Source organism: Streptomyces sp. NPDC093600 (assembly GCF_044764755.1).
Lineage (GTDB): Bacteria > Actinomycetota > Actinomycetes > Streptomycetales > Streptomycetaceae > Streptomyces.
Map to the genome: position 1 here is coordinate 91,756 of NZ_JBIWIU010000015.1, position 24,892 is coordinate 116,647.

The following is a 24,892-nucleotide window of genomic DNA, read 5'->3' on the forward strand; positions in this document are numbered from 1 at the left end:
CGCCGAGCAGAGAGCTCTAATGGGTGGTCTCACCAAGGAATGGGCGACGCAGGTCGCGGAGGCCGAGCTCAGCAGCACGCTTCCACGGAGGTGGGTGCATACAAAGGGAGTGGCCAAGGGCGCAGTCGAAGTAAGTCAGGTTTTCGGCCAGGACGCCGGCCTCCTCATCGCTGCCGCCACACTGCACGACGTCGGGTACGCGCCGCGCCTGGCCACGACTGGGTTCTATCCACTGGACGGGGCCCGGTTCCTCCGCGATGAGCACGGTGCCGACGAGCGGCTCGTACGGCTGGTGGCCAACCACTCGTTCGCGCTCCTGGAGGCCGAGAAGCGGGGCTGCGGGGGGCTCGTGAGCGAGTTCCCCTTGCTGGAGGAGCCGCTGCTAGTGGACGCGCTCGTCTACTGCGACATGACGACCGCGCCCGACGGCGGCCGGGCCACCGCCGAGGAGCGGGTCGCGGAGATCCTTGGCCGCTACGGGGACGACAGCGTGGTCGGGCGGTTCATCTGCCGGGCTGCGCCGGAGATCTTCGCAGCCGTGGAACGGGTAGAGGCCGCGCTGGCGGCTCAGCCTAGGTAGGGGTAGGTGCCGGCGAGGTAGTCGCCGATCTGCTGGCGCATGTTGGCGTGGATGTCGTACTGGTCGAGGTCGGCCGGCTGGACGAAGCGCACGCTGTCGGCCTCGTCGTTGATCGTGGGCTCACCGCCGACGGGGCGGCCGATGTAGGTGTTCTCGTACTGCTGGCGGATCTCGCCGTCGGTGTACGCCACGATGTGGTTCGGGTTGGTGTAGACGCCGAGGAAGCCGGTCATCTCGGCGACGATGCCCGTCTCCTCCAGGCACTCGCGTACCGCGCACTCGGCGGCGGTCTCGCCGATGTCCTGGGCGCCGCCGGGCAGCGCCCACTGGCCGGTGTCACGGCGGCGCTGGAGCAGGATGGCGCCGTTGTCGTCGACGACCAGCAGGTTGCTGGCGGGGATGAGGGTGTTGGCCTTGGGGGCGTCGGGGTCGTTGTAGTACTCAGTCCTGCCCATGTGCGGCGGTCCCCTCCTGGTCGGGTGTCCCCGGCCGTGCGCGGCCCAGACGGCGTCGAAGCTTTGAGCGTAGTTGTCGAACCAGCCGCCTTCGGTGCCCTGTCTGAGGTGGAGCAGCGGGTTGGCGCTGGCCGGGCGCCCCCACACGTGAGGAAGACCAGCAGGTTCTCGTCGTAGAGGAAGAGCGAGGTGTACAGGGTGGTGTCGTGCAGTCGTACCTCGCACCCCGGCTTGCCCAGAAGGGAACGGTAGTAGGTCGGGGAGGCGATCTTCGCCGCGAGCGTGTCGCCGATTCCTCTCGGTGCGAAAGCGCGCTTCAAGGTCGGCGCTGCGATCTTTGTGGCCACGCACTTCAGCGGGCCAGCTGAGAAGTTCGCCACGACGAACGACATCCTCGCCGTCCATCGCGATCACCTCGGGCCTGTGGAACAGCGGGGCCTCGCTGCTGTCGCTCGGAACGGTGAACGGCCTGGGACAAGGGGACCGGCGGCATCGGGAGAGATGGAAGGAGACGTGAGTAGAGGGCGAAGACGGCCAGAAAACGACGGTGCGGGGGGTGGGCGGGGTGGTCCAGAGGGGGTGTCCTGCGTCGGTACCCTGGAGCGCATGTCTACTGCTCCGGTTCGCGTTCGTTTCGCCCCGTCCCCGACCGGCATGTTCCATGTCGGTGGTGCACGGTCCGCTCTCTACAACTGGGCCGTGGCGCGACAGTCCGGCGGCACGTTCGTCCTGCGGATCGAGGACACCGACGCGGCCCGGAACAAGCCGGAGTGGATCGACGGGATCATCAACGCGCTCGCGGCGATCGGCATCCACGGCGAGGACGCGGCCTTCGAAGGACCGTACTTCCAGTCGCACAACGCCGACCGGCACCGCGAGGCGGCCCTGCAGCTCTTCACGGCCGGCCGGGCGTACTACTGCGACTGCACCCGGGAGCAGCTGAAGGAACGCACCGGGTCGGACCAACTCGGGTACGACGGGTTCTGCCGGGAGCGGGGGCTGGCCTTCGAGGAGGGCCGGGCGCTGCGGTTCCGAACGCCGGACGAGGGCGAGACCGTCGTGGTCGACCTGATCCGCGGGGAGCCGGCGTTCCCGAACAGCGCCATCGAGGACTTCGTGATCGCCCGTGGTGACGGGTCCCCGGTCTTCCTGATCGCCAACGTCGTCGACGACCTGGACGAGGGCATCACGCAGGTCATCCGTGGCGAGGAGCACCTGTCGAACACGCCGAAGCAGCAGCTGCTGTGGGAGGCGCTCGGCGCGAAGCCGCCGGTGTGGGCGCACCTGCCGGTGATCGTGAACGAGAAGCGGCAGAAGCTGTCCAAGCGCCGTGACAAGGTCGCGCTGGAGGACTACCTGGCCGAGGGCTTCCTGCCCGAGGCGATGGTGAACTACCTCATGCTCCTGGGCTGGGGTCCTGGCGACGACCGGGAGATCATGCCGTACGAGGAGCTGGAGCAGCTCTTCCGGATCGAGGACGTCAACACCGCGCCGGCGTTCTTCGACGTGAAGAAGCTGACGGCGTTCAACGGCGACTACATCCGCGCGCTCTCGCCGGAGCAGTTCGCCAACGCCTGCGCGCCGTGGCTCGTCGCCCCGTACGCACCGTGGGCGCCGGAGGCGTTCGACAAGGACCTCTTCGAGGTGGCGGCCCCGCTGGCCCAGACCCGACTGGCCCTGCTGTCGGAGATCACCAGCTACGTGGACTTCCTGTTCCTCGACGAGCCGGTCGAGGACGAGGCGTCGTGGAACAAGGCGATGAAGGCCGGCGCCGGCGACATCCTGTCCGACGCCCGTGCCGAGCTGGCCACCGTCCCGGACTGGAAGGCGGACGACCTGAAGTCCGTGCTTCTCGCCGTGGGCGAGAAGCACGGACTCAAGCTGGGCAAGGCCCAGGCGCCCATCCGGGTCGCGGTCACCGGCCGCACGATCGGACTCCCGCTGTTCGAGTCCATGGAGCTGCTCGGCCGGGACCGCGTACTGGCCCGTCTGGACGCGGCGGCCAAGAAGCTAGCCGCCGCGCAGGCGTAGTCGCCGTTCAGGCGACCTTCGCGAGAAGGTCGCCCCAGGCGTTGCCGAAGTAGTTCAGATCGAACCGGGCCAGGGCCTCGTACGCTGCCTTGGTCTCCGTCTGACGCGCGGCCGCGCGTTCCCGGACCTGCGCAGGCAGTCGGCCGAGGTCCGGGGCCGGCTGGCCGGTCAGCGTGGCGAGGTCGCCCAGGCCGGCCGCCGGGCGGATCAGGCAGGGCAGGCCGAGCAGTAGGGCCTCGGCCGCGCAGCGGCTCCAGCCCTCCCGCATCTGGGGGAGGAAGACGCCGACGTCGCACGCGCACAGCAGCCGGAGGTACCGCTCGCGGTCGACGTCGTAGTGGGCGCCGTCGAAGCCGATGGTGTTGCTGCCGCTGGTGATCACCCGCAGCCCGGGCGCGCCGGCCAGGGTCGCCGAGACCTCTTCGGTGCCCTTCCAGTGCACGGCCTTGCCCGCGTACACGCCGATCACGTCCGGCGACAGACCGAACTCTGCGCGGCACTCGGTCCGGTCGAAGCCGCGGGCCCGCTCGACTTCCGTCATGTCGAAGGCGTTGTAGATCACCCGGACGTTGCGGACGCCTCGGGCCTGGAGGAAGTCGGCCCAGTAGGGGGCGACGCAGACCACGGCGGCGCACTGGGGCAGTACGCGGAACAGGTGCTCCCAGAGCATGGCCTCGACCGGGGCGGAGTCGTGCTGCAGCGGCTCGTAGTGGTGCAGGAGAAATACCGTGCGGGCCCGCATCTCTGGCGTGAAGAGCAACAGGCTCAGGTCGTCCCACATGAAGGTGCCGGTGGTGCTGTCGAGCGCCCGGATGGCCGGGGCCAGGCGGGCGAGGTGGCGGAGCTTGCGCCAGCGGCGGACACGGTAGGTGCGCTTGTGGTCCGGGACCGTGCGCCACTCCACGTCGTCGGCCGTCGCCTCGTGGAGCATCCGCAGGTAGACCCGGCCGCCGGTCCGGCCGACCGGCTCCATTGAGTAGACGACCCGCTTCACGGACGTACCTCCTGGTGGTGTCGGACGTACTCGGCGTGGAGCAGCGTGTACATGGCCTCCAGGTGGGGGCTGAGGCCGCGGGCGGCGCCGGCGAGCGGCAGGTAGAAGTCCTGCAGGCTTCGGAGGAACCGTCGGCGCCTGTCGAGGTTGGGCGAGGCGGCGAGATCGCGCAGGTTGTGGAGGCGGTCGGCGAGCCGAACAAGGAGGTCCTCGGGTGGGAGCGCAGCCTGCTTGAAGCGCCAGCGGGTTTCGTCGCCAGCGGCCTTGGGGCGCTGTTCGAGGCGGTGGTCGGCCGTCATTGCACGCAGGCGGTCGGCGAACGGGGCGCCGAGGTGCTGGACGAGCAGCGCCTCCGATTCAGGGGCCATCGATCGGCGAAGCGGCCAAGGAACTCCACGCTCACCTCGACCTCCACCGCTTCCTGCCCGCGCCCGCCCAACGGGCGGTAGCGGCACCGCCGTCGCCCCCACCGAGCGCACGTCACCGTTGACCCGCGCCGGAGCACCTGCGCCGACGTCACCTCGTCAAGGAGACCTCTGAACCGCCCCTTCAACCCCACCGACGCCGCCTGGACCGCCTGCCGGCCCGAGGAGCCACAGCGGGGTCCCGCATGCCACACTCCTTCACCGCGCAGCGCGTCTACTCTCCGCCGGAGGAGCCGTGGACGCTGACGGCGACAACCTCGCAGAAGCCCGTCACACTGGCCGGCTCGCTCCGCTTCCCGATCACCGCCACGTCGGCGCCCCTTGGTGGCAGGAGCTGTGGTCCCGCCACTCACACATCACCACGCCCCTGCGCCAGCGCGGGCTGGAATGCGACATCGAGTACGGCCTCAGCGCCTACATCGTGCGCGTCTCGCTCCCCGACGACAGCCACCTGATCATCGGCCCACCTCAGGAGCCCTCGTCCGACCGCCCGCCGGGGGACCCCGAGGGGTGGATCGTGACCCGCGAGCACCCTGACGACCAAGCGCTGTTCGAGGTGATCTACGACTCCGGCACTCCTGATCGGCCCGAAGCCGTGCATGGCGGCAGCGTCCCGCCCCTCATCCATGCGATCGACCTGCGGCTGGCCCAACTCGGACTGCTCAATGCCCCCGACACGAGGACCGCTACGCCCCCGAGGGTGCTTCGCGGGTACGCCCGCCGGGACGCGGCAGCCTTTCTCGCCGAGCATCCGCTCCCGCAGGAGCCCCTGCCGCTCCCAGTCCTGACACCGTTCCTCTCCGCCCTGGGGGCGGCCGAGACGCCCGCCGAGGTCAGCACGATCACGCACCACCTGGCCGGAATCACCGCGCCGGTGCTCGACCACATCGCCCGGCACATCGTCGGTGTAGCTCTCTGGCGCGGCCAGGACCACCGGCACACGCCCCAGGCCCAGCGCCTTCTACGGGAAGCGGCCCAGAGCATCCGCACAGCCATGGCCAAGGTGGCCGAGGCCGACCTGGAGAACCTCCGCGCCGAGTATGCCCCCGTCCCCGCGCCACCGTCCGCAGCCCGGAAACCCACGCCGCCCCTCCCACCGGCTCCGCCCAGCTCACCGAGGTCCGGCACCTCCCCCAGCCGCTAACCGCTCCTGGAGCGTTCTCCTTGACCACCGGATCCTTCATCGCCCGTCCCACCGCCACCGGGTACACCGGGGTGTATGTGAGCTTCGACGGCACGCCCGCTTCGAAGCTCCCGCTGCTGGTCACCGCCTTTCAGTACCGCTTCGGCCGTGATCTGGAGGCGATGACCCGGCACCTCGTGGACAACGTCGCCATCGGCTGGGAGGAGCTGGGCAGCGATCTCCTCGACGGAGCACCGCCCGGGATCGTCACCGCCCTTACCGGCGGACAGCCCTGGCCCAGCCGAACCCTGGACAACCTGATCACCCCGGACGGCCCGCCCCCGACCCGCATCACGGTCACAGAGACGACCGTCGCCAACATGGACGTGGAGTGGGGATACGTCCTGCGTCCGTCCGGCGTCGAGGTGTTCCCCACGATGTACGCCGCTTCCGGCCCCGTCGTCGACAGGGACGCCGACCCTCTCACCGACTTCGGCAACCCCGCCTCCTGGCCCACCGTCACGCCGGCCCGCTCCGCAGCGCCGTCCACAGCCTCCCCCCTTCCCGCAACGCCGCGCACGTCCCGTACAGCCGCCCGTCGCTGACCGCCCCGCCGCGAGGACGTCTGACTGGGTGCTGGCCACCAACGCCGCTGATGGTGTCAGTGCTGCCGTGTACGTTCAGGACGAGTTCACTTCAGGCACACCTACTTCAATCCGAGAGCGAGGGCCAGTCTGTGGTACGGAGCGCGCTATCACGCACCGGACATCTCAGAGGTAGACCTGGAGACTTCTGGGACATCGCCGTGCTCAGGGATTCAGGGATCCTGGCTGCACAGTCCGGCATCCGAGCCGATCGGCGGGGTTCTCATGCTGGCCTACTAATGCGGACACCAAACATCCCGCAGGACGTCGCTGGTTGGCGTGCGGATGGATTCCTGCACTACCTGGGCGCTTCGCCCGTCTTCGACCGTCCTGTGCCACACTTTAATGCTCTGAGCCACCCCTCGAATGCTCTGCTCCTCGCAGCAGCCGAAGAGGGACGCCCCATCCATGCCTTCGAGACGGGAAGGCGCACCGCGCGGTATATCGACGAATTCGTCCTAGAAGACGTGGGGCCGCCTCAACCCATGCGGGTTGGAGATGGTTTCGTCTATCCGCCTGTGTTCAAGTTGCGCCCCACAGAGACCGTGGCCCACGTTCCTGGTCAGCTCGCCGCTGTCTGCGACTCACAAGTTGTGAGATTCAGGTCAGTCGAGCGTAGCGACTTGCTCTGCGACCAGAACGCCCTGGATACCGTGAAAATCCGCCCGGAGAACAAACTCGTCCTCAAATTCTGCCAACACCTGAACCGCGTCGGCCATTCGACCCTCAGTCTGCAGATCAGGCATACAGCTGATCATGCTCCCATGTTCACAGACATTTGGGTGGACTCGGCTTACCTTCTGATCGAGGCGAAAGTTAAGACCGATCGGGAGAGCGTGCGCATGGCACTGAGCCAGTTGGCTGACTACACACGCTTTTTGGACCAGCCAAAGAGAGCAGTTCTTTTGTCTGGACGGCCGAAGCCCGACGTGATTGCTCTAGCCCACTCCCAGCAGTCAGCGGTTATCTGGCCCACTACGAAGGGAAGTTGGGTTTCGAGTATCGGCTGGCTCAATCAACTCGGCATCTCTCAGGCCCCAGAGTAATTTCACAACTGCAGCTCAGGATTTCATTTTACTGGTCGACGCCTCCCGCAGAGCGGCAAGAAGGTCGCACCGCCTATCCAAGTCGGCCCCGGGAGGTGCCGACTCGCTGACGTGCGAATCATCCTGAGTGCAGCCGCGATCCCGGCTGCACGCCCCGGCGTGCCTCGCTCGACAAGGGCGATTACGGAGCGGTTCCTCACCGCGTACGACAGGATCGTCCATCACCCGGAACCGAGGTCGCTGCTGGACCCACCGACCGCATCCGCGCCAGAGCCCTACACCTGGCTATGGCCGACTCCGGTCTATAGGGCGAGATCCCGCCCGGCATCGCCGCCGCCTACGGGCTAAAGGCTGTCCCGTAACTCCAGATCCCGCCTGTCAGTGTCCGGTTGACCCGCTTGGCCCGACTCCAGTCGAAGCCGCGAGTCCTTGCATAATCGGACAAGTTGACCTGTCTGTAGAGGTCCACCGGTCTTGGTCCTGAGTTACGGGACGGTCCTTACTGATCATTTCAGAATGAGTTTGGCTCGGAGGCTTGGCAGTTGGGCTGGTGGGCGGCAGAGTTCTGCGGGTGTCGGATGATCTTGTGTCTGATGACCTGTGGGGTCGCGTCGCCCCACTGCTTCCGCCTCGCCCGCCGCGGCGTCGGCGGTATCCGGGCCGGCTGCCGACGGACGACCGTGCGGCTTTGCACGGGATCGTCTACGTCCTGCGCACCGGTGTGACCTGGGCGGACGTGCCGACCGAGACGATCGGCCGCAGCGGGGTGACGTGCCGGCGACGTCTGCGCGACTGGACCGAGGCCGGCGTCTGGCCCCGCCTACACGAGACTCTCCTCGCGGAACTCCGCAGAGTCGGCCTGCTGGACATGGACGACGCCGCGATCGACGGCTCGCACGTCCCGGCCCTGAAAGGGGGGCTCACACCGGACCTTCGCCGGTCGACCGCGCGAGGCCCAGCAGCAAGCACCACCTGATCACCGACCGGCACGGAACACCCCTCGCCGTGTCGCTGACCAGCGGAAACCGGCACGACGTCACCCAGCTCATGCCCCTGCTGGACGCGATCCCCCGCATCCGCGGTCTGGTCGGCCGGCCCCGCCACCGGCCGCGGCGGCTGTTCGCCGACCGCGGCTACGACTACGACAAGTACCGAAGGCTTCTCCGTGCCCGCGGCATCACGCCGAAGATCGCCCGCAAGGGCACCGCCCACGGATCCGGCCTGGGCAAGAGCAGGTGGGTCGTCGAGCGCACCTTCGCCTGGCTCCACCAGTTCAAACGACTCCGGATCCGCTACGAGATACGTGCCGACCTCCACCTCGGTCTGCTCCAACTCGCATGCAGCATCATCTGCTTGCGACGACTCCGAACCTCATTCTGAAATGATCAGTTAGGACCGAACGGTTCCTGCAAATGGGCGTCGTCGGCATCTCCACGGGCGAGCAGCACCTGGGCGCGCCGCCCTGCGGGGACGGAGTTCCTAAGGACGACGACAGCGTCTACCACCTAACAGCCATTGCCAACGAGGCCATCGGGTAGCCGTGGTCCGCCGCACGGCCCACCGGCAACGAGACCTCCTACGCCATGCCAGCCTGAGCGCGCCCCACCGCCCCTCACCGTCTCCACGTCAGTGCGCCACGTGGCCACGCTCCGTCCTCCACATGACAGCCGCTATCCCAGTTCCACCATCGACCCATGAGGAGAATCCCAGCCTCTTGCAACCCAGCACCCACTTCGCCTTCGGCACCCACAAGGACCACGGCTTCGTCGCCTCCTTTACCCCCTCCATGCCCGCGCACCTCGCCCACTGGTTCCTGGAGCGAGAGCAGTTCGAGCCCGTCCCCGGGCAGCCCCGGCTGTACCGGCTCGTCGACCCCGAGAACGACGGCCCGCGACGCACCCGCCTGGCCGTCCACGACCTGCGGCGACAGGGCTACACGGTGCACGCCGACATCACTCTCGACCCCGCCGCATCGGCTGGCCCGCCGCGCCCGGCCCGCCCCAACGGACTGCAGGAGCGGCGCAGCCGGCTCGCGCAGGCCGCCGCCAGCCGAACCACACAGCGCGCCGCGCCACCCACCACCTCCCCGCCGACCGCCCGGCCGATCCCGCCAAGGCCCACCTACGCGCCCACCGTCCACCTGACGGCCGCAGGCGGCGGGCGATCCCGATGACACCCGGAAGCAACCTCACCGACGGGGCCCGCAACTTCCGGCTGCGGATGGCGGTCATCGACCGCGAGACCGAGACCGCGCTGGACATGACCCGCGACCGCTACGGCCGCACTGTCCGCCCAGACGCCGTCGCAGATGTACGGGCTCGCCGCGACAGGGCGGCCGTCGAGGCGTACACCACGTATCTCGCGCCGGGCGCCGATGCCCTGCTCGACACCGCCCGCCGTGCGCTCGACGAACTGCCGCCCGCCCGGCACCTGGACGGGTGGCGGACCGTGCTGGACAGCCTGGCCGCCTCCACTGCCGCGATCCGCCGGGGTCTCGAACGGCCGACTGCCCCCGGCACCGCGGGCGAACGTGCCCAGTACAAGGCCCTGTGGCCACATCTCACCGCGTGGGCGGACCACGGCTTCATCGCCAGCCACCTCGCCGACCTCGACCAGCGCCAGCATCACAAGGCCCCGCTGACCGGGGAAGAGCAGCAGATGTGGACCGCGCGGGCCCGGGCCGCGCAGAGGCGGGGCGAGCTGGAGCTCACCGAGTCCTGGTACGCCGCGGACGGCCAGCCGATCACCCTCGCCTACCTGGTCGAGGACGACGACTCGACGGTGGTCGCGCTGAGAGGCGACCCGGACGCACCGGGCTGGCAGGTGATCGGCCACTACGCCCACGAATACGAAGCCGGACAGATCCTGCCCGCCGCAGTTCCGCCCGGTGTACTGCGGGCCGATGTCTCCGAGCTCAACCGGGCCGCGCCCGCGCCCGAGGTGTCGCTGCAAGAACTCATCCGGGACATCGTCGAGTCCCAGCACGCCGGTGACGCGTCCAACGCGCTCCTCGGCGTCACCCAGCGGGGCCACGACGCGGGCCCGATGGTCCGCCTCCAGGAACTCCTGGAAACCGGCGCCCAGTTCGCCGGTGCGCTGGAGACCGTGCAGGGCCGGCAGATCGCCGCCCGGCTCGCCGCGCTCGGCCGCCAGGTCGCGTTCCTCACCCGCGAAGTCGAAGAGGCGGCCGAGGACCTCGGCGCGACCGTCGCCGTCCTGCCGCCGCACCGCACTCCCGTGCCGCGCTTCCGCCCCGGCCCTGCCGTGGACACCGCACCGCCCACGCCGCCACCTCGCACCAGCACGGCCGCCCGCCACCGCTGAGGCGTCGCCTCCCCGAGAGAAAGCCCTTCTTGTCCCTGACCGCACCCCCGGCCCCGGCCCCGCGCATCACCTACGGCGCGGTGCTGGGCAGCCCGTACGTCGCCCGCCTGCTCAGCGGCACCCTCGTCGGCCGCCTCCCCAACGGCATGGCGCCCGTCGCCATCGTCCTGTGGGCCACCACCAGCGGCGGCAGCATCGCCTTCGGCAGGCTGCTCAATGATTAAGTGTCGCTGAGATCTTCGATGAACAGGCGCGCATAGCGACTCCAGTCCATTCTGGCGGTGCGAATCCTTTCCATCGCCCTGCCCGAAGGCATTTCGTCCTCCATTCGGGCCCAGGAAATGAGAAGGAGCGCAAGTGTTGTTGCCGCCTGCTCATCTTCGCCGTCCATCACCTTCCAGATCTCATTACCCATAGGGTGCCGAAGGTTCAACTCCACTCGAAAAATTCCGGGAAGAAAGGAGACGTTGAACATCTCGGGCCCATTCCAGCCTGCTGCAACAATAGTTGTGCGAAGTGAACTTCCTTCGCCAGCTGGCGCATCCATCAACACCTGCCACTCCCTCGGCTCATCATCGGCAGTCGACGGACCGGCCTGCCCGAGTGCAGGTCTCGCCAGTACTCCAACCTCAACGGCTTGGGTCGCTTCGGGTGCGGGTAGCGGCAGAGGCTCAGGGGGCGACTCAGGCTGTTCAACTGCAGGAACGTTGATCGCCTCCCAGAGACTTCGGAAGCGGTCAATCTCGGACAGCGATGTCTCCCGTCTCCCAAGGGTGAGCAGCGCATCCACCAGTGCTTCCACTTTGAGCCATCGCGGCACGCGACGCCCCGCCAAAATATTGGCAACGGTCTGATGAGACATGGAGTCCCTAGCGAAATCTGACCGCGTGATCGCCTTGCTGATCGCGCGGGTGCTCGGGAACCCAGCTAGCCGATAGAGGGTATGCAGGGCAGTTAAGAGATCGCGATGCGAGCCCAGCGGGACCTCTGATTCAGAAGGCAGCGCGATCAGACTCAGCCTCACTTCTGTCACAACTCCCCCCTGACGGCGCTCACTTGTTGTCTTTCAGAAAGTGCTCGACGACTGCTTTGACTGCTCCCCCGACCATGGCAGATAGCAACGCCAGGCCGACTCGAAAACCGGTTCTTTCCGTTTTTTCACTGTGCGAGTTCGCGGAGGCCGGCTCTTGTTTGGGTTTCGACTCCGGGACGTTCTCCTGAGAGGTGCTCATGAACTAATCCTGAGATCACCCTGGCACCCGTAAGACACGCGTGAACACTAGTTGACGGAACTTTACAGAACTGACCTGGAGGGCGCAGGCCGATGTCGAGCCGTCCAGCTCGCCGCGCACCGACGCCTCGGGCACGCCGGACACCTGATCCTCCGCGGCCGGCACCGCCGCCCGCCCCGAGGCCAGCACAAGACGCCCTGATCCAGGTCGCCTCCACCTTCCCACCGTTTTGAGGAGAACTATCTATGGCCGTCCGTACGAAGTGGACTGTCGAGCACGCGTGCTCCCACCAGGTCATTCATGACCTGTCCGACCGCCCCGCCGACCGGCGGGCCGGCTTCGCCCGCTGGCTCGCCGACCGGGACTGCACCGACTGCTGGAAGGCAGCCCGCGACGCTGACACGGAGTCCAAGGAGGAGTGGCTCGCGGCCAAGCGTGCCGCGGAGCAGGAGGCTGCCGCCGCGTGGGCGAAGCAGTTCGACATGCCGCAGCTGGAGGGACCGGAGAAGGCCCTGGACTGGGGCGAGCGATCCCGCCACCAGCTGATGATGTCCGCACATACCGCCCTGGTCGTCGAGGGGTCGTGGGACGAAGCGGACTGGGCGGAGCTGGAAGACAAGGCCCGCTCGATCACCCGCGCCGGGTGGTGGATCGACCAGCGCGATGCGGAGGGCTCTGACCTGCTCGAACTCCTCGACGCCGCCGGCGAGGACGATCGCGGGACGGAGAACCCCTTCCGCTGACGGCTGCGGAACATAGCCGACGATCGCCGGTTAGCCAAACCGGCGATCCTCCGGACCATTGTTCCTCCCACCACATCCGCCCCGCGTGGAAGGAATCGCATGTCCCAGCTCCCGTCCGACCCCGTGGTCGCGCTCACTCCCGACCCGCTCACTCCCGACCGGGACGTCACCCACGCCCACTTCCAGGCCGGCGACACGGTCGTCATCCTGAAGGGCGTAGCCGGTGGCGAGCTGTGGGGCGACGCGATGCGCGTGGTCGCACCGTCCTGGCATCTGCCGACCGACGAGGACGGCTGGCGTCTGCGTGACGCGACCGGCAAACAGCAGTCCTACATCACCGCCCACCCCCGGTACCTCGTGCACCTCTCGCGCCGCTGCCCGGACTGCCTGATCCACCTGCGGGCCATGGAGGACGCCCTCCTTCCGAAGTACCCCGGCGACAACGCCCTGATCGACTGCGGCTGGTACACCACCACCGCCGTGGGCCAGCTGGTGCACGTCGCCGACGTCCGGGCCGGCCGGTGATCCCGCGTCTCCACGAGCTGACCGATACCCCCGTACGATCCGCTCGCCGAAGCCCTGGGGCGACCCATCTCGCCGAACGAGCGACTTCCGGAGCGCAGCCTCGTAGCCCATTGGCCGGGCCTGGATGACTATGCCCTGGACTCGAGGAGGACCTGGACGCTCGCCCGGTGGGCCGATCACCTCGACGAGGCCCTCCTGGAGCATCCGTTCGCCGCCGGCCCGGACGGCGACCGGCGGGCGATCCTCCACCTCGATGTCCGGCTCCACCCCGACGACCGGCCGCTGACCGGCCCGGAGTGGGGTGAGGTCGTCCACCGGTTCGTACGCGCCGCGGGCGTCGAGATCCCGGGCAAGGGACACGGCTGCCGGTGGATCGCCGTCCAGGCCCAGCCTGGGCGTCTCGACCTGATCGCCAACGTGGTCCACCTCGACGGTGCGTGGCATGCTCCGCCCGCCGACGTCCTGCGGCGTCTCACGGGCGAGGCCCGTCGCGTCGAGGAGGACCTGGGCCTGATCGCGGTGCGCACCGCATCTGCGGCTCGGGGCGTCTCCCGGCCGGTACCGGCGGTGTCGTCCCAGCTCGCGAGTGTGGTCGCGCAGCTCGCCGACGAGCAGGCCGGACCGCTGGCCACGGTCCGCGGACTCGTCGAACACACCGCACATCGCATCGCCTGCCTTCCCGGCGCCGCCGGTGTCGATGCTGCGCACCGCCTGGAGCTGATCGCCCACCGCCTCCACGGCATCCAGCAGGATCTGGACACCACCGCCGCTGACCTGGTCCGGCCCCGGGTCGCCACCACGCCGTCCGCCGCCCGGCCCCCGGTCCATCGAGCCTTGTAGGAGAGACGTCTCTTTGCCCCTTGCCGACCGCTTCCTGGACATCCGCCGCGACCCGCACTCCGACGAAGTCCTCGCGCGCGGCGGGGACCCCGGGGCGCACAGCATCCTCCAGCGCGCCGGGTTCGTCGCCGTGGTCCGTCTCCACGAGACCTACCACCGCACCCCCACCGGGCTGACCGAGCCAGACGAGACCCGCCTCGCCACCGGCGCCGTCGCACGGCTTCGCGTCGCCGGGTACCACGTCGACTGTCACCAGGACTTCGGCTCCCGTCCGGCCAGTTACCTGCCGCTGGGCGCCTCCGTCTCTCACCTCGCCCAGAGGATCCACGAAGCCACCACGACCGACGAAGTGGCCGATGCTCTGACCGAGCTGACCGCCGCCCACGACGGCATTCTCACCGCTCTGGGTGAGGTGCTGGTTGCCACCGCCGACTTCCATGACGGGCTCGGTGAGGTGGCCGACCCGCACATCGCCCGACGGCTGCACTACCTCGCCGACGAGCATCTCAGCGTCCTCCGCAGCGACCTCACCCACACCCGCGACGCGCTCGCCGACCGGCACGCCCCTCACCCCGGCCGCAGCACCTGCACCGAAGAGGTCCCCGCCACCGAACGCGAACGCTCCGCCGTGTGTGCCTGCCCTCCCCCGCCGCGCACGCTTCCGGCCCCGCCGCCCTCGGTCGCCGCCGGCCTGCGCCGTTGACCCTCACCTCGCCCAAGGACACCATGCACCACCACGACACCTCCGAACGCCTCGCCTCGTACGCCGACGTCCTCGCCGGAGAACTCCCCGACACCTGGACCAGCTCCTACGTCCCGCCGGACGCCAAGGACGATCTCGCCGAACTCGCTGATCGCATCTGGGACCTGGACCTGGTCGCCGCCTCCCTCACCGAGCACCCGCTGCGGCAGGCAGCCGTCCTGAGCCGCCCGGACGGCGCCCAGCTCGTCCTCCTTGAGCGGCGTGACGAGCGCGACGGCTTCCTCGTCGCCGCCGTCGCCCCGCGCGCCCTGCCCGACGAGGCGTACCGCGCCGTCCCCGAGCCCAACGGCATCGCCCTGGCGGACGACCCGTTCCTGAGTGCCGAGCAGGTCGCCGGCGACCTCCTTGTCCGTTACGACAGCGCCCTCTCCCAGGTCCGGGACAACGCCCTGGGCGGCATCCAGCCCTCCCAGCCGGACCGTCTCGTCCTGACCTGGCAGCCGGACGGCAGCGTCGCCACCGCCCCCGTCGGCGACCAGGCCGGTGCCGTCCTGGAAGCGAACGGCTTCATCCAGGACCCGCAGAGCGGCATCTACCGCCTCGGCACGGATGACACCCAGGCGCAGGCCCGTGCCCTGCGTGCGATCGGCCCCCAGCTCGAAGCCCTCGGCATCGGCACGGCACTCCAGCACCCGGCCAGCCGGACCGCGCCCACCGCGGTCCCGGCGTCCGTGCCACATGTTCCGGCCGGCACCCGAGCCCCGGCCGCCCGGGCTCGATGAGCCAGAAGGAACCCGATTTCTAGGTGCTGGAGTACGTGACCATCACCCAGGACCCCCGCACGGGTCTGGTCGTCGCCATCGGCGGGACCGAACGGGCGGCGGACATCCTTCAACGAACCGGCTTCCTCTCCGCCCCCGGGCCCCGCGGCGACTACCACCGGCTCCCCCACGCACTGCCCTTCGAGGAACAGCGCCTGAAGGCGACCGCCGCCGCGCACGCCCTGCTCACCGCGGGCCACAGCGTCCACCTCGACCCCGCCCTGAACACGCTGGCGACACCGGACGGCGAACGGGAGGCGGCCCTGCGCTACATCGCCCAGCTCGCCGAACGGACCTTCGCCGCCAAGACCAGCAGTGAGGTGGCCGAGGTCCTGACCGAGATCGCCGCCCCGGTCCACGGGCTGCTTCCCCTCGTCCGGGAAGTCGTGGTCGGGGCCTGGAACGCTGCGATCCGCCAAGACGCCCATGGCGAGGAAGCCGGTCCCGTCGCCCGACTCGGGGACACCGCGGACTCGCTGTCCCACGCCGCGTACCTCATCCGCCTCGCCCGCGACCACGTCGCCGGCACTCCGCGAGAGCCGGCCGCCCCGTCGCTGCCGCCGGGCCCCGCCCAGTCCCCGGCTGCCCGCCGCCGTTGACCCAGAAAGGAGATCGTGGCCACGTGGAGCTCTACGTCAAGCCGTTGACCACCACCATCCACGCCGACACCCCCACCGGTGCTCCCGCAGCGCTCCACGAACTGCTGGAACAGCTCGGTCTGGAGCGCCACGAGTACCCCGTCGGCTCGCCCCTCTACATCTGGCACACCGTGCCCGATCACCTCGATACCGATGAGCAGAAACGCCTGGCGACCCGAGCCATCCTGGCCCTGCGCCTGGCCGGATACAAGGTCAACTGCACTCCGGAAGCCTTCGACGAAGCCGCCTTCCAGCAGGCCGCGCACGAGGCCCTTGCCCGCACGGCCCACACCCCACCGCGGAACCCGGACCGGCCCCCTCCTCCTCACGCCCCGCACCAGCCCGTCGCACCCCGTAAGACCGTTCGTGCGGCCCCGGCCTCGGATGGGGCCGCCTGCCCCGCCCCGCTCGACCGGCGGAGAAACCCGTAGCACCCCGTACACCCACACCGATCACCTCCCTGCTCAAGCCCCGCCTCGCGACAGCCCTGTTCCGCCGCTACCTGCGCGCCTGCATCCCGACCGCCCCCGACCAGGTCTCCCCACTGGCCGGCGCCCGCCCAGAGTCGGTCCTCGCCGAGACCCAGCGTGCCGGCCACCAGCACCACTGACCGCCCACCGACCCGGAGGAGCATGTCCCACCCCGCCCCCTACCCCGTGCGACTGGCCGACGAGATCGCCCGACAGCTCGGCCTGCTGACCGACCACCTCGCCCAGCTCCCACCCCACGAAGCGGTACAGGTCATCGCCCATGTACTCGACCCGGAGGACGGACTGCTCGACGGCGTCACCGGCCTCGTGTCCGTCAGCAGCACGTTCGCGAAGGCTCAGGCCGAGCGGGGCGTGCTGCCGGCCGAGGTGTGGCTCGCCCTCGGCAGGGCCGCCAACGACCTCGACGCCATCGGAGGAGACCTGGACGAACACCGTGCCACCCTCCGGCGGGTCGGTGCCCAGCCCGCCGCAACAGCGGCGAAGCCACCGGTGCCCGCCCCGCTCGTCATCCGGCGGCACCGATGAAGAGGACGTGGCAGGGCTGGGGGCCGGGCGAACAGGCCGAGCAGCACTACCTCGTCCATCCCCGCGGCCTCGCCGGCGGTGGCGACGTCCGCCACGTCTCCGAGTTCCTCCGGGCCTCAGGATGGCGGGACCACTCCAAGACCGGCGGTCCCCTGGCCATGGAGAGCCCGGACCGCACCATCCGCATCTCGTACGACCCCTACGTTCTGCCCGGCGGATGGACCGTCCACGGCGCTGCGAGCGGTCACGGCGACGAGTGGTCGGCGCACCTGGGCCGGCAGACCCCGGTGGAGATCGTCGCCGGCCTCACCGACGCCCTCACCCGTCCGCGCTCCGCGCACGCCCCCAACGTCTGGGCGCCGCTGCAGGAGCAGAACTGGCACACGCGTTTCGAGGGCGAGCACTACACCGCGACCAGCCCCGACGGCACTGCGTGGATGCAGTATCACCAGGGCCCCGGGGGCGAGGCGATGTGGTGGGCCGGGGCGAAGGACCGCCAGGGCAACGGCTGGACCGCGAACTTCTCGCCGAGCACGCCGATGCACCTGGTGCAAGCCTTCTCGGCCGAACTCGCCAACCCTGACCCCGTGTTGCGTCCGCGCGGACACGTTCCGCTGAGCACGCAGATCCGCACCTGGTCGGTCTCCGTCAAGCCCTCCCAGCTCAGCGCGTGGCAGCAGGCCCGGATCACGGCCGCCCGCGCCGCCACCTGGGCCCGAAACAGCGCCCGCACTTCCCGGCCGCGCTCCACCCCCCGCCCTTACACCCCCGCCAACGGCGCCCGGACCCGCCGCTGACCCGTCCTTAGCCAGAAGGAGGACCACCGTGATCACCTGGCGTCAGCTCGACGCCTTCGCCAACGAGTACACGAACAAGCTCGGCTCGCCGGTCTCCCCGCGCTACCTCGCCGGACCCGGCGACCCCCGGCACGTCACACACGCCCTGCGCGCCGCCGGCTGGGGCACGCCCTGCGACCCTCTGCACCCGGACATCCGCATGCAGAGCCCCGACCAGCAGCACGAGCTGGTCTTCAAACCCTCCGCCCAGTACACGCGCAACTGGTGGACGGTGAGCGGGTTCGGCCCCAGCAACTGGTACGCCGCGTTCAGCGGCTCCACGCCGGTGGAGATCGTCGCCGGACTCACCGACACCCTCCTGCTCCCCGAGCCGGAGGAAACCTCCCGGGAAGACTTCGCGGCCATCCTCACCACACGCGGTTGGGAGCACACCACCGATGAGTTCGGCGGTCACCAGATCATGTCGCCCGACCGCACCGCGATGGTCGAGCAGCGGATCTCGCCCTCCATGGGCCGTTGCGGCTGGGAGATCGAGGTCGCCCGCCACCGGGGACCGTACGGGCCCGAGGGGCTGTTGTGGCGGGCCTCGTTGGACATCCGAACGCCCGGCCATGTGCTCGGCGCCGTCGCCACCGCCCTGTCCGACCCGGCACCCGTGCCGCGCCCGCGCTTCGCCATCGACGAAAGCCCGCACCTGACCGTGGGCCGGGAAATCGTGATCGGCGAACAGATCGTGACCGCGCACCAACAGCGTCTCGCCGAGGCCCGCCGACACCGTCCCTCCACGCCGCCGGTCGCGGCCAAGCCGGCGCCGAACCCACCCGTCGTCGCGTCGCCCGCCCGCAGCCGCTGACCACCGCCTTCGACACAAGGAAACACCCTGCCCACACCGTCCACCACCTTCCCGTCCGACCGGCACGCCCTCCTGCTGAGGGGGCTGGAGGTGTTCCTGGCCGAGAGCGAGGCGATCCTCGCCGCCTGGGACGCCTACTCCGACGAGCACGCCGACGCCGACGGCTGGCCGTACGACGAGGTGTCGTACGGCTGGCGCATGGTCCAGCGGGACTCCGAGACCTGGAGAGCGCTCCAGGAAGTCCGCCCCTCGGCCCGGGAGCTGCTCGCCACGGCCGCCGTCCAGCTCCAGCACATCAACGCCGGTGACATCGAGCCCCGATGGGCGTGGCAGCTCGCCGAGCTCGCCCGCGCCCTGGAGAAGCTGGAGACGCTCCAGCGCGGGCATGCCGAAGTCCGCGAAGCCCGGCGGGCCTTGCCGCCGGTGTCGCAGGAGGAGTTCGTCGACTCTCTTGCCGAGCGCAACGAGGAGGCGTGGGACTCCCTGGACACCTGGGCCACCCAGGGCCGGGCCCTCCTCGACATCCACGCCGTCGCCCTCAAGGCACCGACACGGATCCTGGGTGCCGTACCGGCCCCGGCGGCGTCGCCGGTACGACGCCCGGCGGGGAGGCGCGGGTGAGCGTCAAGGTCGAGCAGGCGCTCATCTCGCCCCGCTACCTCGCCGGCCCCGGCGACCCGGCCTGGGTCACCGCCGCGCTGCACGCCGGCGCCGGGTGGAGCCACGGCCACGACCCGCTCATGCCCCGGGTCATCCTGACCAGCCCCGACCAGAAGTCGATGCTCCGCCTCGAGCCCCATCCGAACGAGCCGTGGTGGCACCTCTCGCATCGCGACGGCCGCACCGGATCGGTCTGGAACGCCTCCTTCGACGGCGGGACACCCGTCGAGCTGATCGCCTCGGTCACCGACGCGCTCACCGACCTCGGCTACAACGCGCGGGCGATATCCGCCCCCTACCAGCCGCTGTGGGATGCCGGATGGGACTCCATTCGCAACGGGGAGTTCCGCTCGCCGGACGGCCGTGTGAGGGGCGAGCACTTCAATCTCTCCGGCAGCCGCAACTGGCGTATCACGGCCAGCCTCGACGAGGACGACCCCGTGTGGAAAGCCCGGTTCAGTGGCGGCACACCCCGAGTTCTCGTGGCCGCGTTCCTGCAGGCGCTCGCCGATCCGGAGCCGGTACGCCGCTCCCACGAGCAGACCGTCGGCCTCTCCCGCCGAAGGATCACCCTGCACTGGCAGGAGTGGCCGGCCGAGAGCGTCGCCCGCACGCTGCCGGAGCGGATCGAGCGTCTCGCCGCCCGCCGCGCCAGTCCGCCACCACCCGCGCCTCCCACCCCGCCGCCGGCGCCCCGCCGCGCCCGCTGACGCTCCCCCGCCCCACCAGGGGCCGCACCGTTCAAGGAACCACCGCTTGCGCTCCGCTCCCTCCTCCAGTTCCGACGGCTACGACATAGCCCTGAAGGTCCTCCTCGGAGCCTTCGCCGTCGGCCTTCCCCTCGCCTCCATTGCCTGGCTCGGCGGCAACCTCACCGCCTGGGCCACCGGCACCGGCACGTGGGCGCCCTACCGGCCGACCGATGCTCTCCTGCGCCCCGAACAGCTGTGGCCGCAGGCCGGAGAAACGTCTCTGCTCCTGGCCACCCGCGTCATCCCCGTGCTGGTGACGCTGCTGCTCGCCGCCGCTGGCGGAGCCGTGTGGCTGCGGTACAAGAACCGAGGTGGTGGCCGGAAGAAGAAGGTCGACGGGATGGCCAAGGCCCGCGACATCGAGCCGCTGCTCGCCAAGGCCATCGAGTCCAAGGCGCGCTCGCTGCGGCCGAGCCTGAAGGCCGCCAAGCACATCGAGCCGCGCGACGCCGGCGTCCTCCTCGGCAACCTCGCCGGGACCCGTCACGAGGTCCGCATGGGCTTCGAGGATGTCGCCGTCGCGATCATGGCCCCGCGCTCCGGCAAAACCACCAGCCTGGCGATCCCCTCCATCCTCGCCGCGCCCGGACCGGTCCTGCTGACCTCGAACAAGGCGGCCGGCGACGCCTACACCGCCACCTATGACGCCCGCTGCCTGGTGGGGCGGGTGTGGTCGATGGACCCGCAGCAGATCGCCCACGCCGAGCGGACCATGTGGTGGAACCCGCTCGCCGACGCCAAGACCCTCGACGGTGCCGGACGGCTCGCTGGGCACTTCCTCGCCGCGAGCGTCGATGCCTCCCAGCAGGGCGACTTCTGGTCGAAGGCCGGCAGCAACATCCTGTCCCAGTTGCTCTTGGCCGCAGCCCTGGACGAGCGGCCGATCACCGACATCATGCAGTGGCTGGCCTTCCCGGCCGACCGCACCCCGCTCGACATCCTCCGCGATCACGGTTTCGCCGCGGTCGCAGCCCAGCTCAAGGGCACCGTGGAGGGACCGCCGGAGACGCGGGACGGCATCTACGAGACCGCCCGCCAGTACGCAGCCGCCCTCCTCAACAGCGAGATCGCCGCCTGGGTCACCCCTCAGAAGGACGTACCCGAGTTCCGGCCGGCCGACTTCGTGACCTCCACGGACACCCTGTTCCTGCTGTCGAAGGACGGCGGCGGCGGCGCCTCAGCGCTGATCGCGGCGTGCGCGGACTCCGTGATGCGTGCGGCGACCGCTCAGGCCGAGCGCGCCGGCGGGCGGCTGGACCCACCGATGCTCGCGATCCTCGACGAGGCCGCCAACGTGTGCAAGATCAGCGACTTGCCCGACCTGTACTCCCACCTCGGGTCGCGCGGGATCATCCCGATCACGATCCTGCAGTCCTACCGCCAGGGCCAGAAGGTGTGGGGTGACGCGGGCATGGACACGATGTGGTCGGCGGCCACGGTGAAGGTGATCGGCTCGGGCATCGACGATCCGGACTTCGCCGACAAGCTCTCGCGGATGATCGGCGACCACGACGTGGAGACCACCTCCACCTCGGTCTCCGAGTCAGGCAAGTCGACTTCGATCAGCATGCGGCAGGAGCGGATCCTGCCCGCCGACGCCATCCGCGCCCTGCCCAAGGGCAGCGCGTTGTGCCTGGCCACCGGCATGCGCGTCGCCATGCTCGACCTGCGCCCCTGGTACGCCGAGCCCGGTGCCGACGAGCTCGCCGCCGCCTCCGCCCGGGCCTCGCAGGCCATCACCGCCCGCGCCGTCGCCAAACAGCGACCGTCCAAGGGCGACTTCGAGCAGGCCGCGTAGCGGTCCACTTCCCCTGCCACTGACGGGCTCCGGCCCTGTCCGCGCACACCGGCCCCACGAACAGGACGTTCCTGAACGGAGGTTCTCCCACGTCTCCCAACACCCTGACCGCGCATGACGTCGCCTGTGCGCTCGCCGGCCGGATCCGTCCCTGCGCCGCACACCGTGACGTGACCGTACGCCTCGACGCCCGTCGGCAGGCGGCGGCCGGCGACGTCCCCCGCTCCTACCGCGGTCCGATCACGGTGTTCGCCCAAGCGATTCCCGCCACGCTCTTCGGCATGCCCCCGGTCGCTTCCTCGACCGTCACGCGAACGGCCAAGTCGGGGCGGTGCCTGTGACGCCGGCCGAGCACGAACACCCCGTCAGCCCGCAGTCACCGGAGATCCCGATGCCTGCTCGTCTCCTCGCCCTGGCCGAGGAGTTCGCCAGCTTCCACGACGACCTGCAACTCCTGCGTGTCGGAGAGCATCTCTCGCGGGAGATCGCCGAGGCCCTCGCCACGCGGGCGGGCGCCATCTCCTGGTACGTCCAGGACGTCCAGAAGGCCACCGCACGGATCCCCCTGCCCCTCAATCCCGTCGCCCACGACATCTACATCCGGATGACGCTGCTCGCCACGCAGGCCGCGACAGCCGCCGACGACCTGCGGATCACCGAGAGCCTCCTGCGTACTCTCTCCGCTGAGGAGATGGCGCAGCGGCCCGGTGGCCGTACGAAGCACGTCCAGGACACGCTCATCGAGGCGGGGCGGCACGTGGATGCGGCCAGGACCCTGACCGCCCTGGGAGCACCCGACCTCGTCGGTGCCGCCACCAATCTCGCGGTCGCGGTGCGTGCCCAGCACGGCGCCGAGCCCGCCGCTGTGATGTCGTCCTCCCAGTACCTGTGCCTTCTGGCCGTCGCACAGGGCTACGTCAGCGTGGACGCCCGAACGGTCGCAGAAGCCTGGCTGCGGCTGGACCGGCTGTCCATGGCCACGGTCCGCTCCCTGGAGGCGCGGAGCTGGGTCACCCGCGCGTCCCGCCCGCTGGACTCGTCGCTCTCGGTGCGCTTGTACCTGACCGACGCCGGCCGCGTGGCGCTCGCCTTTCGGCTCGGCCGTCCCCCCGCCCCCGCCTCGAAGCGGCCCGCCGCGCTCGCGGCGCGGCCCGCCCGAACCCGTCTTCGCTGATCCAGAAGACTGCCGCGCCGGCGCCTGCGCCGCGCCGCCCGGGGGCAGGACCGGTGCTCGCGATTCCCTCGTCTTCTCTTCTCCAAGGAGTCCCGTTTCTTGACACACCCGTTCACTCCCGGCCCGATCGATGAGGACCTGTGGGCCCTGACCCAGTACCTGCTGAAGTGCGGGGACTTGCTGGACGACCTCACGCGGCAGCCGGGCGAGGCACCACAGCGGCTGGCGGACACCATCCGTGCGGGCAGCTCCCTGTACCGGACCTCGCTGCACACCGGCAAACTTCTGGCCCAGGCATCGCTCTCCGACGCGGCGACCACCGTCGACGGCCAGGAAGCGATCACCGTCCTCCGTCGCCTCACCGAGGCCACCTCGAACGCCGCCGTGCGGGCATCGGACGCCGTCTCCGCCCTCGCCCACGGCGACACGGCCTCGGCCAACGAACTGCTGGAGCACTCCCGCGCACACCTGTACCGAACGCCGGTGGCCGTCCAGGACGTCAGCAGCGCCCTGCTGCGACACGACGGCTACCTCTACGCCCAGAAACAGGCGGCATGGGAGAACTCCGGCACCAGCACCCCCACTGTCAAGGTCAGCGAAGCCCAGCGCAGGGGCCTCGCCGCGTTCGCCCGCGGTGAGGCCGTCGTCCACGAGGGCGCCGCAGGCACACGAGAAGTCATCGCCCCTCTGTCCGCGCACATCAGGGGGACCACCATCGACGCCCTCATCGACAAGGGGCTGATCAGCCTCACCCCGCTCGTCCAGCAAGACCGATACGGCGTCCAGCTCACGGCCGCCGGCGTCCAAGCCCTTGTATCGGCACGTCCGGTACGGAATTGCGGCCTCGTGCGCACCACGCCGACGCCGGTCAGGGCGAAGGACACCACGCTGCCCGCGCGTCCACGACGGTGACGCCCCTACCCCCGCCGGCCCCACTCCCAGGGACCTCGGAACGACGGGCGCCTTCGTCCCACTGACCCAGCTCAAGAACACCGTTCCTGCGCGGAATCCGGGACAGCACAACAAGCAAGATATCAATCGAAAACCGCCTGGCTATCAGGAGTGAAGGTCCACTGCTGCAGAGCCCGCCGCAGCTCCGACTCGGTCAGCCAAACGTGCGAGGCCACCTCTTCCGGATCAGGGGCGAGGATCTCCGGAACCACGGCGTCACAGACCGCAAGCCAGTGAGGGCTGAGCCCGTCCCGGTTGAGGAACTTGAACCGAAGGCACGGTGTCGCCCGCACTCCCAGCTCCTCGCTGAGCTCGCGGGCAGCTGCCTGCTCGTAGGACTCGCCCACTCCCGCAGCACCCTCGGCCCCGAGTTCGTAGTGCCCTGGGAAACGGGACAGGTGCTCGGCCCGTCGATGGACGAGAAAACGGCCCCGCCTATCGCGGCACACCACCACGCCAACCCGGTGCAGCCAGCCCTCCCGAACGGCGTCCCGGCGACCGACTACCCCCAGCACACGGTCCTGAGCGTCAACACGTTCCACGAGTTCATCCACGCCGCACACAATCGCAGGCACCACTGACACCCGCCCGGAATGACCGGACCGTCACACAGCCAGCGACCCCTCAGACCGGCCTTGTCCCCCGAACAAAGGATCACGACCCTGTCTCAATTCTCTATACCTTGCCCTTTTCAGGGAAATGCCCAGTGGCGAAAGATCCGCGATACCTCCCCCTCGGAGTGGGAGGACGTCGTCGAGTTCGACGCG

At 69.8% G+C, this 24,892-nt stretch carries 30 protein-coding genes and 1 pseudogene; 23 read left to right on the forward strand and 8 right to left on the reverse strand.

The window, feature by feature from the left end; translation table 11 throughout:
• Positions 1–19 precede the first annotated feature (19 nt).
• Entirely contained in the window at positions 20–580 is a 561-nt protein-coding gene (locus ACIRB4_RS28445) for an HD domain-containing protein (RefSeq protein ID WP_403295084.1), read from the forward strand.
• On the opposite strand, the gene ACIRB4_RS28450 is transcribed toward ACIRB4_RS28445, so the two are convergent.
• Together ACIRB4_RS28450 and ACIRB4_RS28455 are read right to left on the reverse strand one after the other, a co-directional pair.
• Complete coding sequence (locus ACIRB4_RS28450; protein ID WP_403295086.1) at positions 568–1,035, reverse strand: NUDIX hydrolase; 468 nt, start codon at positions 1,033–1,035, stop codon at positions 568–570. The genes ACIRB4_RS28445 and ACIRB4_RS28450 overlap by 13 nt on opposite strands.
• A pseudogene (locus ACIRB4_RS28455) lies at positions 1,022–1,331 on the reverse strand (XRE family transcriptional regulator); the annotation flags it as partial. The pseudogene ACIRB4_RS28455 and the gene ACIRB4_RS28450, both read right to left, overlap by 14 nt.
• Positions 1,332–1,689: 358 nt before the next feature.
• Between ACIRB4_RS28455 and gltX the strand changes: the two are divergent.
• The gene (gltX, locus tag ACIRB4_RS28460) at positions 1,690–3,066 is read left to right on the forward strand and encodes a glutamate--tRNA ligase (RefSeq protein WP_403295157.1); all 1,377 of its coding nucleotides are present in this window, start codon (positions 1,690–1,692) and stop codon (positions 3,064–3,066) included.
• A gap of 7 nt (positions 3,067–3,073) precedes the next feature.
• Here the strand turns inward: gltX and ACIRB4_RS28465 are convergent, their stop codons facing one another.
• Both ACIRB4_RS28465 and ACIRB4_RS28470 read right to left on the reverse strand, forming a co-directional pair.
• Positions 3,074–4,060 carry a glycosyltransferase gene (locus ACIRB4_RS28465; RefSeq protein ID WP_403295087.1) on the reverse strand — a complete coding sequence of 329 codons (987 nt, stop codon included), beginning with the start codon at positions 4,058–4,060 and terminating at the stop codon, positions 3,074–3,076.
• Positions 4,057–4,428: a hypothetical protein gene (locus ACIRB4_RS28470; protein ID WP_403295088.1), complete on the reverse strand. Its 372-nt coding sequence runs from the start codon at positions 4,426–4,428 to the stop codon at positions 4,057–4,059. Before ACIRB4_RS28470 ends, ACIRB4_RS28465 begins: the two co-directional genes overlap by 4 nt.
• A 292-nt stretch (positions 4,429–4,720) precedes the next feature.
• Between ACIRB4_RS28470 and ACIRB4_RS28475 the strand changes: the two genes are divergently transcribed.
• Positions 4,721–5,629, forward strand: a complete 909-nt coding sequence (locus ACIRB4_RS28475; RefSeq protein WP_403295090.1) for a hypothetical protein — start codon at positions 4,721–4,723, stop codon at positions 5,627–5,629.
• Between the two features lie 20 nt (positions 5,630–5,649).
• A complete protein-coding gene (locus tag ACIRB4_RS28480) occupies positions 5,650–6,213 on the forward strand; it encodes a hypothetical protein (RefSeq protein ID WP_403295092.1) in 564 nt (187 codons plus the stop codon).
• A 644-nt stretch (positions 6,214–6,857) separates the two neighbouring features.
• Here the strand turns inward: ACIRB4_RS28480 and ACIRB4_RS28485 are convergent.
• Positions 6,858–6,998 carry a hypothetical protein gene (locus ACIRB4_RS28485; protein WP_403295094.1) on the reverse strand — a complete coding sequence of 47 codons (141 nt, stop codon included), beginning with the start codon at positions 6,996–6,998 and terminating at the stop codon, positions 6,858–6,860.
• Between the two features lie 871 nt (positions 6,999–7,869).
• On the opposite strand from ACIRB4_RS28485, the gene ACIRB4_RS28490 reads away from it, so the two are divergent.
• The 4 genes from ACIRB4_RS28490 to ACIRB4_RS28505 all read left to right on the forward strand — a co-directional run bounded on the left by ACIRB4_RS28490 (position 7,870) and on the right by ACIRB4_RS28505 (position 10,846).
• Positions 7,870–8,678 (forward strand): IS5 family transposase gene (locus ACIRB4_RS28490; protein ID WP_403295095.1). Its coding sequence is split into 2 segments (ribosomal slippage): positions 7,870–8,209 and positions 8,209–8,678, totalling 810 coding nucleotides; the frame shifts between segments, so codons are not numbered across the junction.
• A 334-nt stretch (positions 8,679–9,012) separates the two neighbouring features.
• A complete protein-coding gene (locus ACIRB4_RS28495) occupies positions 9,013–9,471 on the forward strand; it encodes a hypothetical protein (RefSeq protein ID WP_403295097.1) in 459 nt (152 codons plus the stop codon).
• Positions 9,468–10,622, forward strand: a complete 1,155-nt coding sequence (locus ACIRB4_RS28500) for a hypothetical protein (RefSeq protein ID WP_403295099.1) — start codon at positions 9,468–9,470, stop codon at positions 10,620–10,622. The genes ACIRB4_RS28495 and ACIRB4_RS28500 overlap by 4 nt, the downstream gene beginning before the upstream one ends.
• Positions 10,623–10,651: 29 nt before the next feature.
• A complete protein-coding gene (locus ACIRB4_RS28505) occupies positions 10,652–10,846 on the forward strand; it encodes a hypothetical protein (protein WP_403295101.1) in 195 nt (64 codons plus the stop codon).
• Here ACIRB4_RS28505 and ACIRB4_RS28510 read toward each other — a convergent pair.
• Together ACIRB4_RS28510 and ACIRB4_RS28515 are read right to left on the reverse strand one after the other, a co-directional pair.
• Positions 10,843–11,484, reverse strand: coding sequence for a hypothetical protein (locus ACIRB4_RS28510; protein ID WP_403295103.1), 642 nt, complete (start codon positions 11,482–11,484; stop codon positions 10,843–10,845). The genes ACIRB4_RS28505 and ACIRB4_RS28510 overlap by 4 nt on opposite strands.
• A 190-nt stretch (positions 11,485–11,674) precedes the next feature.
• Positions 11,675–11,854 carry a hypothetical protein gene (locus ACIRB4_RS28515; RefSeq protein ID WP_403295105.1) on the reverse strand — a complete coding sequence of 60 codons (180 nt, stop codon included), beginning with the start codon at positions 11,852–11,854 and terminating at the stop codon, positions 11,675–11,677.
• A 245-nt stretch (positions 11,855–12,099) separates the two neighbouring features.
• Between ACIRB4_RS28515 and ACIRB4_RS28520 the strand changes: the two genes are divergently transcribed.
• The 15 genes from ACIRB4_RS28520 to ACIRB4_RS28590 all read left to right on the forward strand — a co-directional run bounded on the left by ACIRB4_RS28520 (position 12,100) and on the right by ACIRB4_RS28590 (position 24,086).
• On the forward strand, positions 12,100–12,597 hold the full coding sequence (locus ACIRB4_RS28520) for a hypothetical protein (protein WP_403295107.1): 498 nt from the start codon (positions 12,100–12,102) through the stop codon (positions 12,595–12,597).
• A gap of 99 nt (positions 12,598–12,696) precedes the next feature.
• The gene (locus tag ACIRB4_RS28525) at positions 12,697–13,122 is read left to right on the forward strand and encodes a hypothetical protein (RefSeq protein ID WP_403295109.1); all 426 of its coding nucleotides are present in this window, start codon (positions 12,697–12,699) and stop codon (positions 13,120–13,122) included.
• 417 nt (positions 13,123–13,539) lie between these two features.
• A complete protein-coding gene (locus tag ACIRB4_RS28530; RefSeq protein ID WP_403295111.1) occupies positions 13,540–13,962 on the forward strand; it encodes a hypothetical protein in 423 nt (140 codons plus the stop codon).
• 13 nt (positions 13,963–13,975) lie between these two features.
• Positions 13,976–14,665, forward strand: coding sequence for a hypothetical protein (locus ACIRB4_RS28535; protein WP_403295113.1), 690 nt, complete (start codon positions 13,976–13,978; stop codon positions 14,663–14,665).
• 23 nt (positions 14,666–14,688) lie between these two features.
• Entirely contained in the window at positions 14,689–15,447 is a 759-nt protein-coding gene (locus ACIRB4_RS28540; RefSeq protein ID WP_403295159.1) for a hypothetical protein, read from the forward strand.
• A 23-nt stretch (positions 15,448–15,470) separates the two neighbouring features.
• Entirely contained in the window at positions 15,471–16,085 is a 615-nt protein-coding gene (locus tag ACIRB4_RS28545) for a hypothetical protein (protein WP_403295114.1), read from the forward strand.
• A 23-nt stretch (positions 16,086–16,108) separates the two neighbouring features.
• Positions 16,109–16,555, forward strand: coding sequence for a hypothetical protein (locus ACIRB4_RS28550; RefSeq protein WP_403295115.1), 447 nt, complete (start codon positions 16,109–16,111; stop codon positions 16,553–16,555).
• Between the two features lie 201 nt (positions 16,556–16,756).
• Positions 16,757–17,140 (forward strand): hypothetical protein, encoded by a 384-nt coding sequence (locus ACIRB4_RS28555; RefSeq protein ID WP_390388292.1) that lies wholly within the window; start codon positions 16,757–16,759, stop codon positions 17,138–17,140.
• A complete protein-coding gene (locus ACIRB4_RS28560) occupies positions 17,137–17,937 on the forward strand; it encodes a DUF317 domain-containing protein (RefSeq protein WP_403295116.1) in 801 nt (266 codons plus the stop codon). Before ACIRB4_RS28555 ends, ACIRB4_RS28560 begins: the two co-directional genes overlap by 4 nt.
• 28 nt (positions 17,938–17,965) lie before the next feature.
• On the forward strand, positions 17,966–18,790 hold the full coding sequence (locus ACIRB4_RS28565) for a DUF317 domain-containing protein (RefSeq protein WP_403295118.1): 825 nt from the start codon (positions 17,966–17,968) through the stop codon (positions 18,788–18,790).
• A 90-nt stretch (positions 18,791–18,880) separates the two neighbouring features.
• Entirely contained in the window at positions 18,881–19,411 is a 531-nt protein-coding gene (locus ACIRB4_RS28570) for a hypothetical protein (protein WP_403295119.1), read from the forward strand.
• Entirely contained in the window at positions 19,408–20,160 is a 753-nt protein-coding gene (locus ACIRB4_RS28575) for a DUF317 domain-containing protein (protein WP_403295120.1), read from the forward strand. Before ACIRB4_RS28570 ends, ACIRB4_RS28575 begins: the two co-directional genes overlap by 4 nt.
• A 46-nt stretch (positions 20,161–20,206) precedes the next feature.
• Positions 20,207–22,000, forward strand: a complete 1,794-nt coding sequence (locus ACIRB4_RS28580) for a type IV secretory system conjugative DNA transfer family protein (protein WP_403295122.1) — start codon at positions 20,207–20,209, stop codon at positions 21,998–22,000.
• Positions 22,001–22,391: 391 nt separating this feature from the next.
• The gene (locus tag ACIRB4_RS28585) at positions 22,392–23,174 is read left to right on the forward strand and encodes a hypothetical protein (protein ID WP_403295123.1); all 783 of its coding nucleotides are present in this window, start codon (positions 22,392–22,394) and stop codon (positions 23,172–23,174) included.
• A gap of 99 nt (positions 23,175–23,273) precedes the next feature.
• A complete protein-coding gene (locus ACIRB4_RS28590; protein ID WP_403295125.1) occupies positions 23,274–24,086 on the forward strand; it encodes a hypothetical protein in 813 nt (270 codons plus the stop codon).
• A 122-nt stretch (positions 24,087–24,208) separates the two neighbouring features.
• On the opposite strand, the gene ACIRB4_RS28595 is transcribed toward ACIRB4_RS28590, so the two are convergent.
• Entirely contained in the window at positions 24,209–24,688 is a 480-nt protein-coding gene (locus tag ACIRB4_RS28595; protein WP_403295161.1) for an NUDIX domain-containing protein, read from the reverse strand.
• Between the last annotated feature and the right edge of the window lie 204 nt (positions 24,689–24,892).

What these genes read in the sequence shown, in the direction of transcription:
- ACIRB4_RS28450 (WP_403295086.1), bottom strand. Translation starts at nt 1,035, where the DNA reads ATGGGCAGGACTGAGTACTACAACGACCCCGACGCCCCCAAGGCCAAC.
- ACIRB4_RS28485 (WP_403295094.1), bottom strand. Translation starts at nt 6,998, where the DNA reads ATGCCTGATCTGCAGACTGAGGGTCGAATGGCCGACGCGGTTCAGGTG.
- gltX (WP_403295157.1), top strand. Translation starts at nt 1,690, where the DNA reads ATGTTCCATGTCGGTGGTGCACGGTCCGCTCTCTACAACTGGGCCGTG.
- ACIRB4_RS28510 (WP_403295103.1), bottom strand. Translation starts at nt 11,484, where the DNA reads ATGTCTCATCAGACCGTTGCCAATATTTTGGCGGGGCGTCGCGTGCCG.
- ACIRB4_RS28470 (WP_403295088.1), bottom strand. Translation starts at nt 4,428, where the DNA reads ATGGCCCCTGAATCGGAGGCGCTGCTCGTCCAGCACCTCGGCGCCCCG.
- ACIRB4_RS28500 (WP_403295099.1), top strand. Translation starts at nt 9,468, where the DNA reads ATGACACCCGGAAGCAACCTCACCGACGGGGCCCGCAACTTCCGGCTG.
- ACIRB4_RS28520 (WP_403295107.1), top strand. Translation starts at nt 12,100, where the DNA reads ATGGCCGTCCGTACGAAGTGGACTGTCGAGCACGCGTGCTCCCACCAG.
- ACIRB4_RS28525 (WP_403295109.1), top strand. Translation starts at nt 12,697, where the DNA reads ATGTCCCAGCTCCCGTCCGACCCCGTGGTCGCGCTCACTCCCGACCCG.
- ACIRB4_RS28540 (WP_403295159.1), top strand. Translation starts at nt 14,689, where the DNA reads ATGCACCACCACGACACCTCCGAACGCCTCGCCTCGTACGCCGACGTC.
- ACIRB4_RS28560 (WP_403295116.1), top strand. Translation starts at nt 17,137, where the DNA reads ATGAAGAGGACGTGGCAGGGCTGGGGGCCGGGCGAACAGGCCGAGCAG.
- ACIRB4_RS28585 (WP_403295123.1), top strand. Translation starts at nt 22,392, where the DNA reads ATGCCTGCTCGTCTCCTCGCCCTGGCCGAGGAGTTCGCCAGCTTCCAC.
- ACIRB4_RS28555 (WP_390388292.1), top strand. Translation starts at nt 16,757, where the DNA reads ATGTCCCACCCCGCCCCCTACCCCGTGCGACTGGCCGACGAGATCGCC.
- ACIRB4_RS28515 (WP_403295105.1), bottom strand. Translation starts at nt 11,854, where the DNA reads ATGAGCACCTCTCAGGAGAACGTCCCGGAGTCGAAACCCAAACAAGAG.
- ACIRB4_RS28445 (WP_403295084.1), top strand. Translation starts at nt 20, where the DNA reads ATGGGTGGTCTCACCAAGGAATGGGCGACGCAGGTCGCGGAGGCCGAG.